Origin of the sequence: Pseudomonas sp. IT-P260, assembly GCF_949768395.1 — a bacterium.
Lineage (GTDB): Bacteria > Pseudomonadota > Gammaproteobacteria > Pseudomonadales > Pseudomonadaceae > Aquipseudomonas > Aquipseudomonas parakoreensis.
Genome location: NZ_CATKPO010000011.1, coordinates 1 through 13,424 on the forward strand (window position 1 = coordinate 1; position 13,424 = coordinate 13,424).

Here is a 13,424-nt window from a genome sequence, read left to right on the forward strand (position 1 = left end):
ATTAATTTCAGTTTTCTTTCAACAACTTACAGACCGGTTAAAAAACACACAGCTGCTTCTATATATAAGCTGGAAAACCACTCCTTCTATATAGAGAGTATTTCAAAGCACCCTATCAGCCTTGAGTGCCTCCACGGCGCCAGCGCCCATACCCAACACCCGCTGCAGAACCTCCAGCGTATGCTCGCCCAATAAAGGAGGCGCGCGACGGTATTCGACAGGCGTTTGCGACAGCCGGATCGGACTCGCTACCTGCGGGACCATTCCTGCCAGTGCATGCGGCAGCTCTATCGCCAACCCACGTGCTTTCACCTGCGGATCGTCAAACACCTGGGACAGATCATTGATCGGCCCACACGGCACGCCCGCCTGCTCCAACTGCGCCACCCATTCGGCGGTGGTCTTGAATACCGTTGCCTGACGAATCAGCGGAATCAACACCGCGCGGTTAGCCACCCGCAGCTTGTTAGTCGCGAAACGCGGATCGTCCGCCCACTGCGGCTGTCCAGCCACCTCGGCAAACTTGCGGAACTGGCCGTCATTGCCAACGGTAAGAATGAAATCACCATCAGCCGTCGGGAAGTCCTGATAAGGCACGATGTTCGGATGCGCATTGCCCAGACGCTTGGGGGCATTGCCCGTAGTCAGGTAATTCATCGCCTGATTGGCCAGGCAGGCGACCTGCACATCCAGCAACGCCATATCGATGTGTTGCCCGCCGCCGTCGTGATCACGATGAGCCAGCGCTGCCAGAATCGCCACGGTCGAATACAAACCAGTAAGGATGTCCGTCAGCGCCACACCCACCTTCACCGGCCCGGCGCCTTCATCACCTTCAGGGCGACCGGTCAGGCTCATCAGCCCGCCCAGCCCCTGGATCATGAAGTCATAACCGGCGCGCTTGGCATACGGCCCGGTTTGACCGAAGCCGGTGATCGAGCAATAGATCAGGTCCGGATTGATCGCCTTCAGCGATTCGTAGTCCAGCCCATAGGCGGCCAGCCCCCCGACCTTGAAGTTCTCGATGAGAATGTCCGACTTCGCCGCCAGCTCCCGCACGAGACTCTGACCTTCAGGCCGAGTGAAGTCGATCGTCACCGATTGCTTGTTGCGGTTGGCCGACAAGTAGTAAGCCGCCTCGCTGGTGTTTTCCCCGTATGCGTCCTTGAGGAAGGGCGGCCCCCAGGCGCGCGTGTCATCGCCATTGCCCGGACGCTCGACCTTGATCACCTCGGCGCCAAGGTCGGCAAGTATCTGCCCGGCCCACGGCCCGGCCAGCACGCGCGATAAATCCAGTACCCGCAGATGCGACAGCGCGCCCATGGTCGCTCTCCTGTTAATAGAACGCCTGCAGACCGGTTTGCGCGCGACCCAGGATCAGCGCGTGAACGTCGTGAGTACCTTCATAGGTATTCACCACTTCCAGGTTGACCAGGTGACGGGCCACACCGAACTCGTCGGAAATACCGTTGCCCCCCAACATGTCACGGGCCATCCGGGCAATATCCAGCGACTTGCCGCAGGAGTTGCGCTTCATGATCGAGGTGATTTCGACCGCCGCAGTACCTTCATCCTTCATGCGCCCCAGACGCAGGCAACCTTGCAGCGCCAGAGTGATCTCGGTCTGCATGTCGGCCAGCTTCTTCTGGATCAGCTGAGTCGCGGCCAATGGGCGACCGAACTGCTGACGATCAAGGGTGTACTGGCGAGCGGTGTGCCAGCAGAATTCGGCAGCGCCCAACGCGCCCCAGGAGATGCCGTAGCGCGCCGAGTTGAGGCAAGTGAACGGACCTTTCAGACCACGCACGTCGGGGAAGATGTTCTCCTCCGGAACAAACACGTTATCCATGACAATTTCGCCGGTGATCGATGCGCGCAGGCCAACCTTGCCGTGAATCGCCGGTGCGCTCAGGCCCTTCCAGCCTTTCTCCAGGACAAAGCCACGAATGTCGCCGGCATCGTCCTTGGCCCAGACCACGAATACGTCGGCGATCGGGCTGTTGGTGATCCACATCTTGGCGCCGGTCAGGCTGTAGCCGCCGTCGACTTTGCGCGCACGGGTGATCATCGCGCCCGGATCGGAACCGTGGTTGGGTTCGGTCAGACCGAAGCAGCCGATCCATTCGCCGGACGCCAATTTCGGCAGGTATTTCTGTTTCTGCGCTTCGGTGCCGAATTCGTTGATTGGCACCATCACCAGCGAGGACTGTACGCTCATCATGGAACGGTAGCCGGAGTCGACGCGCTCCACTTCACGGGCAATCAGACCGTAGCTGACGTAGTTCAAACCGCTGCCACCGTATTGCTCAGGGATGGTCGCGCCGAGCAGACCGACTTCGCCCATTTCGCGAAAGATCGCCGGATCGGTTTTCTCATGGCGGAAAGCTTCAAGCACGCGTGGCGCCAGGCTCTGCTGAGCGAACTGGGCGGCGGTGTCACGGATCATGCGCTCCTCTTCGGTGAGCTGTTGATCCAGCAGCAGGGGATCGATCCAGTTGAAGCTAGCTTTACCGCCCATGAGTGTGTCCTCGTAAATCGGTGAATTGACGTGGCATTGATCCTAGGCCCGGTTCGCCAGCGCGGCAAACGAGGATTTCGCATCCTGTTGTGCTAATTTCTCACTCCGAAACGTCGCTGAATGCCTTTTAAGCGGCGCATTAGTGAGGTTGACGTACATGCGCAGGAAGATCCCCAGCACCACCGCCCTGATCAGCTTCGAAGCCGCCGCTCGCCACGAAAGCTTTACCAAGGCTGCCGAAGAACTTTCCCTCACCCAAGGCGCCATTTGCCGACAGATTGCCAGCCTTGAGGAGTTCCTCAGTGTGGAACTGTTCCGACGCTCGCGACGCGGTGTGAAGCTGACGGAAGCGGGGCTTTCCTACAGCCGTCGGGTGGCCACGCAACTCGATGCCGTAGAGCGCGACACGCTCTCGGTCATGGGCCAACAGGGCACCAACGTGATCGAACTGGCGGTGGTGCCCACTTTCGGCACGCAATGGCTGCTGCCACGGCTCAAGGATTTCCAGCTCAAGCACCCGGAAGTGACAGTTAACCTGACCAACCGCACCCGCCCGTTCCTGTTTGCCGATACTGATTTCGACGCAGCGATCTACTTCGGTGACGCCGATTGGTCGGGTACCGAATCCCACAGACTGATGGGCGAAAATCCGATGCCGGTGTGCAGCCCTGCCCTACTCGGCAATAGAACGCATCTGACGGCTGACGAGATCGCCGAACTGCCGTTGCTGCAACAAACCACTCGCCCTTACGCCTGGCGCCAATGGTTTAACTCACAGCACCTGAACATCCCCCGCGACATGACAGGCCCACGCTACGAACTATTCTCCATGCTGGCCCAGGCGGCCATGCACGACATGGGGATCGCGCTGATTCCACCGTTCCTGATTCAACGCGAACTGGCCGAGAAACGCTTGGTGATCGCCAACCCGGATGCACTCTCCAGCATCAAGGCGTATTACCTGATGATTCCGGAGCGCAAGGTCGAATCGGCGTCACTCAAGGCATTTCGCGATTGGCTGGTCAATCAGGCAAACAGCTACAGCCTAGAAGGATGAAGGCTTACAACAATTACTAACCCGGTAGTCAGGAAATTCAAAGCCCTACAGATATAAGTATTTGTCGCAAAATCGCAGACTGTATCCGAAAGTCGTACAGACGTCCCACAAGCTCCTGCGGACGTGGCTTTGAGCCTCTATCGGCGACTCATTACGTCCTATTCACGCCGCCGATGAGAATTTTTTTCAGATTCAGCCAGAATCCTTGTAAGGCACGGTCTGTAAGGGATTCAACTGGCCATCTGCGACATTCGGTCACGGGATGACTTGTAGTTAATTTTCCGTCACCCGTCATAATCCCTTGAAGGGCATAAAGTTCGCCTGCAAAATGCCGCGCCCCGCCCTGATTTGGCGGGATCGTGCTGATCGGCCGCCCCAGTCGCACCATCCGCAGTGCCTGGGTTTACTCAATAAGATCACGCAGGAGATTTGACGTGCACATTGGTGTTCCTCTCGAAACCCAGACCGGTGAAACACGGGTTGCTGCAACCCCGGAAACCATTAAAAAGCTGATCAGCCAAGGTCATAAGGTCACTGTGCAAACCGGCGCCGGCGTCAAAGCCAGCGTTGTCGACAGTGCCTATGAAGCGGCGGGCGCAACCATTGGCAGTGCCAGCGATGCGTTCGGTGCCGAGCTGATTCTCAAAGTAGTCGCCCCCAGCGACGCCGAACTGGCGCTGATCAAGCGCGGCGCGGTGCTGGTTGGCATGCTCAACCCCTTCAATAACGAAACCATCGCCAAAATGGCCGAGTGCGGGATTACCGCGTTCGCCCTGGAAGCGGCGCCGCGCACCTCTCGGGCGCAGAGTCTCGATGTGTTGTCGTCGCAGGCGAACATTGCCGGCTACAAGGCTGTGTTGCTGGCCGCGCACTACTATCCGCGCTTCATGCCAATGCTGATGACTGCGGCGGGCACCGTGAAAGCGGCGCGCGTGCTGATTCTCGGCGCAGGCGTGGCCGGGTTGCAGGCGATTGCCACGGCGAAACGTCTGGGCGCGGTGATTGAAGCGTCTGATGTTCGTCCGGCGGTGAAGGAACAGATCGAATCCCTCGGCGCCAAGTTCGTTGACGTCCCTTACGAAACTGACGAAGAGCGCGAATGCGCGGTCGGTGTCGGCGGTTACGCGCGGCCAATGCCGGCAAGCTGGATGCAGCGTCAGGCCCAGGCTGTGCACGAGCGCGCCAAGCAGGCCGACATCGTCATCACCACCGCACTGATCCCGGGCCGCAAGGCGCCGACACTGTTGAGCGCAGACACCGTGGCGCAGATGAAGCCGGGCTCGGTGGTCATCGACCTCGCGGCAGCCCAGGGCGGCAACTGCCCGCTGACCGTCGCCGATCAAGTGGTGGTCGAGAACGGCGTGACCATCGTCGGCCCGACCAACCTCGCCGGTGAAGTCGCCGCAGATGCTTCGGCGCTGTACGCCCGCAACCTGCTGGACTTCCTCAAGCTGGTGTTCACCAAAGAAGGCCAGTTCGACATCAACCTCGAAGACGACATCGTCGCCGCGTGCCTGATGTGCCGCGACGGCCAAGTCATCCGCAAAAACGCCTAAGCAGGGATTCAGACGATGGAAGAGCTTATCTCCCCCGGTATCTACAACCTGATCATCTTCGTGCTGGCGATTTATGTCGGTTACCACGTGGTCTGGAACGTTACACCTGCGCTGCACACGCCGTTGATGGCGGTGACCAACGCCGTTTCGGCGATTGTGATCGTCGGCGCCATGCTCGCTGCTGCGCTGACCGTCACGCCGCTGGGCAAGACCATGGGCACCCTCGCCGTGGCACTGGCGGCGGTCAATGTGTTCGGTGGCTTTCTGGTCACCCGCCGCATGCTTGAGATGTTCAAGAAGAAAGCCCCGAAAGCAAAAGAAGAGGCGCCGAAGTAATGAGCATGAATCTCGTCACGACGCTCTACCTGATCGCGTCGATCTGCTTCATCCAGGCCCTCAAAGGCCTGTCGCACCCGACCACCTCGCGGCGCGGCAATCTGTTCGGCATGCTCGGCATGGCGCTGGCCATTCTCACCACCATCGGCCTCATCTATAAGCTGGGTGCCGAGCTGGCGACTGCCGGTATCGGCTATGTGATCGTCGGCCTGCTGATCGGCGGCACTGCCGGTTCGATCATGGCCAAGCGCGTTGAAATGACCAAGATGCCGGAGCTGGTCGCCTTCATGCACAGCATGATCGGTCTGGCGGCGGTGTTCATCGCGATTGCTGCGGTGGTTGAGCCGCAATCGCTTGGCATCGTCAAGCAACTGGGCGATTCGATCCCGGCGGGTAATCGTCTGGAACTGTTCCTCGGTGCGGCGATCGGTGCAATCACCTTCTCCGGTTCGGTGATCGCCTTCGGCAAGCTGTCGGGTAAGTACAAGTTCCGCCTGTTTCAGGGTGCACCGGTACAGTTCAGCGGTCAGCACAAGCTGAACGCAGTTCTGGGCCTGGCGACGCTGGTGCTCGGCGTGACCTTCATGCTCACCGGCAACCTCGCCGCGTTCGCGCTGATGCTGGCGCTGGCGTTCGTGATGGGTGTGCTGATCATCATCCCGATCGGTGGTGCCGACATGCCGGTGGTGGTGTCGATGCTCAACAGCTATTCGGGCTGGGCGGCAGCGGGTATCGGCTTCTCGCTGAACAACTCGATGCTGATCATTGCCGGCTCGCTGGTGGGTTCGAGCGGCGCAATCCTCTCGTACATCATGTGCAAGGCGATGAACCGTTCCTTCTTTAATGTACTGCTCGGTGGTTTCGGCAATACGGCCGACGCAGGACCCGCCGGTGCGAAAGAAGCCCGTCCGGTGAAATCCGGTTCGGCGGATGACGCGACCTTCCTGCTGACCAACGCCGACACCGTGATCATCGTCCCGGGCTACGGCCTGGCGGTGGCCCGCGCGCAGCATGCGTTGAAAGAGCTGACCGAGAAGCTGACCCACCGTGGCGTGACCGTGAAGTACGCGATCCACCCGGTGGCCGGTCGCATGCCCGGGCACATGAACGTCCTGCTCGCGGAGGCCGAAGTGCCTTACGACCAAGTGTTCGAGATGGAAGACATCAACTCCGAGTTCGGCCAGGCCGATGTGGTGCTGGTGCTCGGCGCCAACGACGTGGTCAACCCGGCCGCCAAGAACGATCCGAAATCGCCGATTGCCGGCATGCCGATTCTCGAAGCGTTCAAGGCCAAGACCATCATCGTCAACAAGCGCTCGATGGCCAGCGGCTATGCCGGTCTGGACAACGAACTGTTCTACCTGGACAAAACCATGATGGTGTTCGGCGACGCGAAGAAGGTCATCGAGGACATGGTCAAAGCGGTGGAGTAATCCTCCACCGTTGCACCGGACGCCCCGACTTGTCGGGGCGTTTTCGTTTGCGCAAAACGTCGGACAATTTGCCACGTTGTTGCAGATCCGGTAACGGTGTTTTACTTCAAACCCGCTAAATAGACGCCTCGTTTGCGACCTTGGTAGCGGGACAGGCGCCCGCGAAATTCACTAGACTGCGCATCCTGATACTCGCTTCCCGAGAAAATAATCCATGTACCGTGACCGTATTCGCCTGCCTTCGTTGTTGGATAAAGTGATGAGCGCCGCCGACGCCGCCGCGCTGATTGAAGACGGTATGACCGTCGGCATGAGCGGCTTCACCCGCGCCGGCGAAGCCAAAGCCGTCCCTCACGCATTGGCCGAGCGAGCCAAGGTCACGCCGCTGAAGATCAGCCTGATGACCGGCGCCAGCCTGGGCAACGACCTCGACAAACAGCTGACCGAGGCCGGCGTGCTGTCGCGACGCATGCCATTTCAGGTCGACAGCACCTTGCGCAAGGCAATCAACGCCGGCGAAGTGATGTTCATCGACCAGCACCTGTCGGAAACCGTCGAGCAACTGCGCAATCAGCAACTGAAGCTGCCGGACATCGCAGTGATCGAAGCCGTGGCCATCACCGAGCAGGGCCACATCGTGCCGACTACCTCGGTGGGCAACTCGGCCAGCTTCGCGATTTTTGCCAAACAGGTAATCGTCGAGATCAACTTGGCGCACAACGCCAACCTCGAAGGCCTGCATGACATCTATATCCCGACCTACCGCCCGACGCGCACGCCGATCCCGTTGGTAAAAGTCGACGACCGTATCGGCAGCACCGCGATCCCGATTCCACCGGAAAAAATCGTCGCCATCGTCATCACCCAGCAAGCGGATTCGCCGTCCACGGTGTCGACCCCGGATGCCGACACCAACGCCATTGCCGAACACCTGATCACTTTCTTCAAACAGGAAGTCGATGCCGGGCGCATGACCAACAAGCTTGGCCCGTTGCAGGCCGGGATCGGCAACATTGCCAACGCGGTAATGTGCGGCCTGATCGACTCGCCGTTCGAAGACCTGACCATGTATTCCGAAGTACTGCAGGACTCGACCTTCGACCTGATCGACGCCGGCAAGCTGAGTTTCGCTTCGGGCAGCTCGATCACGTTGTCGGAGCGGCGCAACAGCGACGTGTTCGGCAATCTGGAGAAGTACAAGGACAAACTGGTGCTGCGTCCGCAGGAGATTTCCAACCACCCGGAAGTGGTGCGCCGCCTGGGTATCATCGGCATCAACACTGCGCTGGAGTTCGACATCTATGGCAACGTCAACTCCACCCATGTCTGCGGCACGCGGATGATGAACGGCATTGGTGGCTCGGGCGACTTCGCGCGCAACGCGCACCTCGCGGTGTTCGTGACCAAGTCGATCGCCAAGGGAGGCGCCATTTCCAGCGTGGTGCCGATGGTCAGCCACGTCGACCACACCGAGCATGACGTCGACATCCTGGTGACCGAAATCGGTCTGGCCGACCTGCGCGGCCTGGCCCCGCGCGAACGTGCCCGGGTGATTATCGATAACTGCGTGCACCCCGATTACCGCAAGGCGCTGAATGACTACTTCACCGCCGCCTGCGCCATCGGCGGTCATACCCCGCACATCCTGCGCGAAGCCCTGAGCTGGCACATGAACCTGGAAGAAACCGGTCGCATGCTTGCGGTGTAATTCGTACAGTCAAACCGCTGATGCAAACACAGTTTGTGTCAGCGGTTTTTCCATCCTTCTCATTCGGCAAAAACTGTACTGCTGTACTGGTTGTTTCCTACGGCTTTCGCCTACTCTCTCCCTCAATTTGAGCAAAAACGCACCACAAAAGTGCGGACAGGTACAGTTTGCTCAATTTTGACCCATACACCACCTATAAACAGTTAACTGGTCACTCACAATACAGTTGAACTGTATCTAGAGAGACTAGGCAAACGAGAGGATCATGGGCACCAGTTAAACCACTACCTGATCCCGCCACAAGCGGAAGGATGTCAACCATGGAACGTACACTCAGTTCCGAACTGTTCTTCGAAGACAAAGCTGCAAAAACCCAGGCTTCCCTGCCTCTGCGCGTTATCGCCAACCTGATGTTGTGGCAGCGCCGCATCTCCAGCCGCCACCAACTGGCTCGTCTGGATTCGCGTCTGCTGGCTGACGCCGGTATCAGCGAAGCACAACGCTACGAAGAGCTGAGCAAGCCGTTCTGGCGCTAAGTAGCGTCGCTGGCTCTGGTCGCTAGACCCACCGCCAGCAACCCGAATTGAACACACAAGACCCGTCGCGGGAAACCGCGACGGGTCTTGTCGTTTCAGGGTTCGAAAGGCCCGTACAGCAGATTATTCAAACAACAGGTACAGTTCTCAATAATCCAAATCTGCACCAGTACAATTCTTCATCGTTGTATGTGCCGGTAAAGCTGCATCGGGCGCAAACTGTCCTTAACCCTCCTCGGCTTAAGGAAAATGCCATGAAAGACTTACAAGATGTTTCGACATCGTCGATTCAACCCCTCGTTCACTCGCACCTGCTGCGGCGTCTGGTTCGTAGCCTGTGGCAGGGATTGGAGCGCGCCAGGACGCGGCGTTTGTTGGCCCAGCTGGGGCAACGCGACCTCGCGGATCTGGGTCTGAGCCACGCCGATCGGCTCAACGAACTGGAGAAACCCTTCTGGCGCTAGCATTCTGCCCACTGTCCGAACCTTGCGCGCAGGCCTAATATCCATGCCAGAACGTGGCGAATCTTCTGTAACCCGCGTCTGAGTCTCAGACACAAGCCACCTCTCAATACGGTTTACTATCAGGAGATACACCATGTCCCGTCTTCGCCTGCTCAGCGCTGCCGCCTTGCTGGCCGTGGCTGCCAACGCCAGTGCCTCCAGCTTCATCGTCACCACCGACGCCGTGGTTGGCGCGCTGAAGTCCTCCTCGGACGCCACGTCCGACGTCAGCTCTTCGCTGCGTGACAACAAAGTCGTGATCGCTGCCCGTGACGACGCAGCCAGCTTCGTCGCCAGCGAAGGCCAGATCCGCGGCGTCAAACTGGAAAGCGCCCTGGACCTGATCCGCCACCAGGCACCACAACTCAACGCGACCGACTTCCAACTGGCGCAAGCCATTCTGGCGATCTGATCGGACGTTGCCAGACGGGGCACGCCAGTCGTGTCCCGATGTTTCGCCACTGGCTCTGGCCCGGGCATTACGCTAGCCTTGAGACTCGCTAACCGTTATCGAGTCCCATGCGTTTTCTGACCAACCTGCTTATCCCTTGTGCCTTGTTCAGCGCCTGCTGGGCGACGTCGGTCGATGCCTTTGATGTCTCCACGCAAAATACGGTGGTGACGGTCTGGGCCACCGGAATGGTGTCTTCCGCGCCATTCGACCGTAAACTGATCATCGCCGCTCATGATGACGCGGCGGCGTTTGTTGCCAGTGACGGCGAATTGCGCGGCGCGCAGCTCGAATCCGCCCTGCATTACCTGCGCAAATCCCGACCAAAACTTCATGTCAGCGACCTTGAACTGGCACAGGCAATTCTCGTCCAATAGTTATCTCAGTCCTTCGTTATCATTGCCCTTCCGGAGTCGTTCCATGCGTAGCCCGCTGATTGCTGCCGCCCTTGGCCTGTTTGTATTGGCCGACGTGGCCCAGGCGCACACCCTGGTAGCCACCAGTAACATCATCGTTCGTGCCTCCCAGCGCACCATCGATTTCACCTCCGATACCACCACGTCGATTCGCGATTCGAAAATCATCCGCGAAGCCCATGACGATGCCGCCAGTTTTGTTGCCACCAACGGCGATATCCGTGGTGCGCACCTGGAAGCCGCCCTCAACACCTTGCGCACCCGCGTGCCGGAAGCCCGCGACGCCAGCGATCAGGTGCTCGCCGAAGCCATTCTTGCCCTGTGAAGTCACTCGGCGCCTGGCTACTGGCCGGGGCGTTGTTGCTGCTTGGCAACAGCGCCCACGCCAGCCTGCAATTGCGGCTCAAGACCGACGGTCTGAGCCCCGCCCAGCAACAGGCCAGTCAGGCGCTGCTCGATGAAGCGATGCAGAAGCTGCCGCCCAGCTTCGTCGAACAGCTGGACCGGCGCATCGACGTCGGCTGGTCCGACGACATGCCCGGCAACGCCTACGGCCAGGCGACCCTGGTTGCCGAACTCGACCTGAACCGCAAACTGCTCGCCAGCCTCACCGACGGCAGCGCGGCCAAAGAAAAAACCAATCGCCCTCACGGCACCGTGCGCCAGGAACTGCTGGCAACCGTGTTGCACGAGCTCACCCACATTTATGACCGCGCGCGCCTGTGGCCCACCGCCGAGCGTACGCTGATCCAGCGCTGCACTCGCCGCAGCAACAGCGCCGGCCTGATCGGCATTCCCGACGAGTGTCGCGGCCAGACCGAACGCCGCTTCACCCTCAGCGATGACCCGCGCCTGCTCGACCTCGCCGGCTGGCAACAGTACGTCGGGCGGCGCGGCGAGCGTGAACAGCACAACCGCCAGGTGGCCCGCAGCCCGGATCTGTACGAGATTTCCAGTCCGAAAGAGTTTGTCGCGGTCAACATGGAGTATTTCCTCCTCGACCCGAGCTACGCCTGCCGACGTCCTGCGCTCTATCGCTACTACAAGGAGCGCTTCGGCTGGGCACCACCGGCCAAGGACACCTGCAGCAACACCTTCGCCTTCCTCAATGCCGGCAACGACTTCGCCAAACAGCCGCTGGGGCAAGTCGATCCGGAGCGGGTGTATGCCGTCGACTACTTGCTGGCCGAAGCCAACCAGAACTGGGTCAGCCGCTGGGGCCACAGCATGCTGCGCCTGGTGATCTGTGCACCGGGACGACCACGGGGCCCGGATTGCCGGCTCGACCTCGACCAGCACCTGGTGCTGTCATACCGCGCCTTTGTCGGTGACGTGCAGCTGTCGAGCTGGGACGGACTGGTCGGCAAGTACCCGTCACGGCTGTTCGTGCTGCCACTCGCACAGGTCATCGACGAATACACCAAGACCGAACTGCGCAGCCTCGCTTCGGTACCGCTGAACCTGTCGCGCAAGGAAATTGAAGAGGTGGTCGAACACGCCGCCGAGATGCACTGGAGTTACGACGGCAACTACTTCTTCCTGTCCAACAACTGCGCCGTGGAAAGTCTCAAGTTGTTGCGCAGCGGCAGCAACAACAAGCAATTGGTCGGTCTGGACAGCATCATGCCCAATGGCTTGCTGGAAGTATTGAAAGGTCGTGGCCTGGCCGACACCAGCGTGCTGGACGACCCCAAGGAAGCCTTGCGCCTGGGCTATCGCTTCGACTCGTTCCGCGATCGCTATCAGGCGATGTTCGATGTGTTGAAGAAGCAGTTGCCGATCAAACAGACCACCGTCGAGGACTGGCTATCGCTGTCTGCCGAAGAACGCCGGCAGTGGTTCGAACGCGCCGACCTGCGCACCAGTGCGGCGTTGTTGCTGCTGGAACAGGCGAGTTATCGCCGCCAGTTGCTGCTGGCCCAGGATGAGGTCAAGCAACGCTACCTCGGTGCCCGGGAGCTGGAGAACGGTGGCATGGACAAGGCCAACGCGACCCTGCAGGAAATTCTCGCCAACAGCGGCTTCCTCAGTCGTCCGGCGGAACTGCTCGACAGCCGCGGTTACGGTTTGCCGCAACCGAGCGAGTTCAAGCGCCTGCAAGACGAAAGCAGCCAACGCCAGAAACAACTGCTGGCGCTGAGTGGCGATCTGGACAAGGAAGTGCGCAAGTTGCTGGAGCCCAAGCGAGCGGCCGAGATTGCCGCCAGCGAAGCCAACGTGAAGCAGATCGGCGAGCACCTGCGCAAACTGCACAAGGCCTCCGGCGGGCTGGAGTTGCCTTAAAAGCAAAAGATCGCAGCCTGCGGCAGCTCCTACAGAGATAAATGTAGGAGCTGCCGCAGGCTGCGATCTTTTTACTGCCTGTAAATCAGTACAAAACACCGTCCAGAATTTCGTAAACGATCCCGGTACCCACCGCGATCAGCACAATGTCCCCACCGGCCCGGCGCCACTCATAACCCGGATACACCGGCAGACGGCTCAGCGCCCGCCCGTCCAGCCGCTCGCCGTAATACCCGTGCGGCAACGGCCGGCCGCGTTCCAGATGGATGCCCGGTGGTGGCGGTGCGCCACGTACGAAGTAGCCGTGGTTGTCGCGAATGGTCTGCCGCACCGGGCCGAAATCGTGTGGCGGGCCACCACGGTGATCGTTCTGCGGGCCACGGTGATCGTCACCACGGTTATCGTAGTGGCCCGGTTGCGGGCCGCCGTGGTCATGATCATCGCGTGGATCGGCGCTGGCCAGCAGCGGCGTCGCGCTGAGCATCAGCACGCCCAGTCCGGCAATCAGACGTTTCGGCATTTTCATCGGGTCTTTCCTCACGGCACCAACAGCAAAAAAGGGATTCAGAACGTGGTTCTGAATCCCTCGGTCTTGCTCAATTAGGCTGTGTTGCGAGGGGCTAATTC

The 13,424-nt window shown here is 59.9% G+C and carries 14 protein-coding genes; 11 read left to right on the forward strand and 3 right to left on the reverse strand.

What is annotated here, in order from left to right:
- Positions 1–102: 102 nt before the first annotated feature.
- Complete coding sequence (locus tag ACM6HV_RS06890; protein WP_414903828.1) at positions 103–1,323, reverse strand: CaiB/BaiF CoA transferase family protein; 1,221 nt, start codon at positions 1,321–1,323, stop codon at positions 103–105.
- A 13-nt stretch (positions 1,324–1,336) separates the two neighbouring features.
- Positions 1,337–2,518, reverse strand: a complete 1,182-nt coding sequence (locus ACM6HV_RS06895; RefSeq protein WP_003220420.1) for an acyl-CoA dehydrogenase — start codon at positions 2,516–2,518, stop codon at positions 1,337–1,339.
- A 157-nt stretch (positions 2,519–2,675) separates the two neighbouring features.
- Here ACM6HV_RS06895 and ACM6HV_RS06900 point away from each other — a divergent pair, with 157 nt between their 5' ends.
- The 11 genes from ACM6HV_RS06900 (at position 2,676) to ACM6HV_RS06950 (ending at position 12,797) form a co-directional block, all read left to right on the forward strand.
- A complete protein-coding gene (locus ACM6HV_RS06900; protein WP_121182972.1) occupies positions 2,676–3,575 on the forward strand; it encodes a LysR family transcriptional regulator in 900 nt (299 codons plus the stop codon).
- Between the two features lie 434 nt (positions 3,576–4,009).
- Positions 4,010–5,131: a Re/Si-specific NAD(P)(+) transhydrogenase subunit alpha gene (locus ACM6HV_RS06905; RefSeq protein WP_414903829.1), complete on the forward strand. Its 1,122-nt coding sequence runs from the start codon at positions 4,010–4,012 to the stop codon at positions 5,129–5,131.
- A 15-nt stretch (positions 5,132–5,146) separates the two neighbouring features.
- Positions 5,147–5,467, forward strand: a complete 321-nt coding sequence (locus ACM6HV_RS06910) for an NAD(P) transhydrogenase subunit alpha (RefSeq protein ID WP_414903830.1) — start codon at positions 5,147–5,149, stop codon at positions 5,465–5,467.
- Positions 5,467–6,900, forward strand: a complete 1,434-nt coding sequence (locus ACM6HV_RS06915) for an NAD(P)(+) transhydrogenase (Re/Si-specific) subunit beta (protein ID WP_086794131.1) — start codon at positions 5,467–5,469, stop codon at positions 6,898–6,900. The genes ACM6HV_RS06910 and ACM6HV_RS06915 overlap by 1 nt, the downstream gene beginning before the upstream one ends.
- A 214-nt stretch (positions 6,901–7,114) precedes the next feature.
- Positions 7,115–8,608, forward strand: coding sequence for an acetyl-CoA hydrolase/transferase family protein (locus tag ACM6HV_RS06920; RefSeq protein ID WP_414903831.1), 1,494 nt, complete (start codon positions 7,115–7,117; stop codon positions 8,606–8,608).
- A 320-nt stretch (positions 8,609–8,928) separates the two neighbouring features.
- Positions 8,929–9,144: a DUF1127 domain-containing protein gene (locus ACM6HV_RS06925; RefSeq protein ID WP_003220409.1), complete on the forward strand. Its 216-nt coding sequence runs from the start codon at positions 8,929–8,931 to the stop codon at positions 9,142–9,144.
- A 254-nt stretch (positions 9,145–9,398) separates the two neighbouring features.
- Positions 9,399–9,608 carry a DUF1127 domain-containing protein gene (locus tag ACM6HV_RS06930; RefSeq protein ID WP_145593949.1) on the forward strand — a complete coding sequence of 70 codons (210 nt, stop codon included), beginning with the start codon at positions 9,399–9,401 and terminating at the stop codon, positions 9,606–9,608.
- A gap of 133 nt (positions 9,609–9,741) precedes the next feature.
- The gene (locus tag ACM6HV_RS06935) at positions 9,742–10,059 is read left to right on the forward strand and encodes a DUF2388 domain-containing protein (protein WP_007962831.1); all 318 of its coding nucleotides are present in this window, start codon (positions 9,742–9,744) and stop codon (positions 10,057–10,059) included.
- A 107-nt stretch (positions 10,060–10,166) separates the two neighbouring features.
- Entirely contained in the window at positions 10,167–10,475 is a 309-nt protein-coding gene (locus ACM6HV_RS06940) for a DUF2388 domain-containing protein (protein ID WP_041074725.1), read from the forward strand.
- A 43-nt stretch (positions 10,476–10,518) separates the two neighbouring features.
- A complete protein-coding gene (locus tag ACM6HV_RS06945; protein WP_041074727.1) occupies positions 10,519–10,839 on the forward strand; it encodes a DUF2388 domain-containing protein in 321 nt (106 codons plus the stop codon).
- Entirely contained in the window at positions 10,836–12,797 is a 1,962-nt protein-coding gene (locus ACM6HV_RS06950; RefSeq protein ID WP_414903832.1) for a DUF4105 domain-containing protein, read from the forward strand. The genes ACM6HV_RS06945 and ACM6HV_RS06950 overlap by 4 nt, the downstream gene beginning before the upstream one ends.
- A gap of 85 nt (positions 12,798–12,882) precedes the next feature.
- Here the strand turns inward: ACM6HV_RS06950 and ACM6HV_RS06955 are convergent, their stop codons facing one another.
- Positions 12,883–13,323 carry an anti-virulence regulator CigR family protein gene (locus ACM6HV_RS06955; RefSeq protein WP_047297491.1) on the reverse strand — a complete coding sequence of 147 codons (441 nt, stop codon included), beginning with the start codon at positions 13,321–13,323 and terminating at the stop codon, positions 12,883–12,885.
- Positions 13,324–13,424 lie beyond the last annotated feature (101 nt).

Excerpts from the sequence above, each read along its gene's own strand:
- ACM6HV_RS06890 (WP_414903828.1), bottom strand. The coding sequence starts at position 1,323 with ATGGGCGCGCTGTCGCATCTGCGGGTACTGGATTTATCGCGCGTGCTG.
- ACM6HV_RS06945 (WP_041074727.1), top strand. The coding sequence starts at position 10,519 with ATGCGTAGCCCGCTGATTGCTGCCGCCCTTGGCCTGTTTGTATTGGCC.
- ACM6HV_RS06910 (WP_414903830.1), top strand. The coding sequence starts at position 5,147 with ATGGAAGAGCTTATCTCCCCCGGTATCTACAACCTGATCATCTTCGTG.
- ACM6HV_RS06955 (WP_047297491.1), bottom strand. The coding sequence starts at position 13,323 with ATGAAAATGCCGAAACGTCTGATTGCCGGACTGGGCGTGCTGATGCTC.
- ACM6HV_RS06915 (WP_086794131.1), top strand. The coding sequence starts at position 5,467 with ATGAGCATGAATCTCGTCACGACGCTCTACCTGATCGCGTCGATCTGC.
- ACM6HV_RS06925 (WP_003220409.1), top strand. The coding sequence starts at position 8,929 with ATGGAACGTACACTCAGTTCCGAACTGTTCTTCGAAGACAAAGCTGCA.
- ACM6HV_RS06930 (WP_145593949.1), top strand. The coding sequence starts at position 9,399 with ATGAAAGACTTACAAGATGTTTCGACATCGTCGATTCAACCCCTCGTT.
- ACM6HV_RS06900 (WP_121182972.1), top strand. The coding sequence starts at position 2,676 with ATGCGCAGGAAGATCCCCAGCACCACCGCCCTGATCAGCTTCGAAGCC.
- ACM6HV_RS06920 (WP_414903831.1), top strand. The coding sequence starts at position 7,115 with ATGTACCGTGACCGTATTCGCCTGCCTTCGTTGTTGGATAAAGTGATG.
- ACM6HV_RS06935 (WP_007962831.1), top strand. The coding sequence starts at position 9,742 with ATGTCCCGTCTTCGCCTGCTCAGCGCTGCCGCCTTGCTGGCCGTGGCT.
- ACM6HV_RS06940 (WP_041074725.1), top strand. The coding sequence starts at position 10,167 with ATGCGTTTTCTGACCAACCTGCTTATCCCTTGTGCCTTGTTCAGCGCC.
- ACM6HV_RS06895 (WP_003220420.1), bottom strand. The coding sequence starts at position 2,518 with ATGGGCGGTAAAGCTAGCTTCAACTGGATCGATCCCCTGCTGCTGGAT.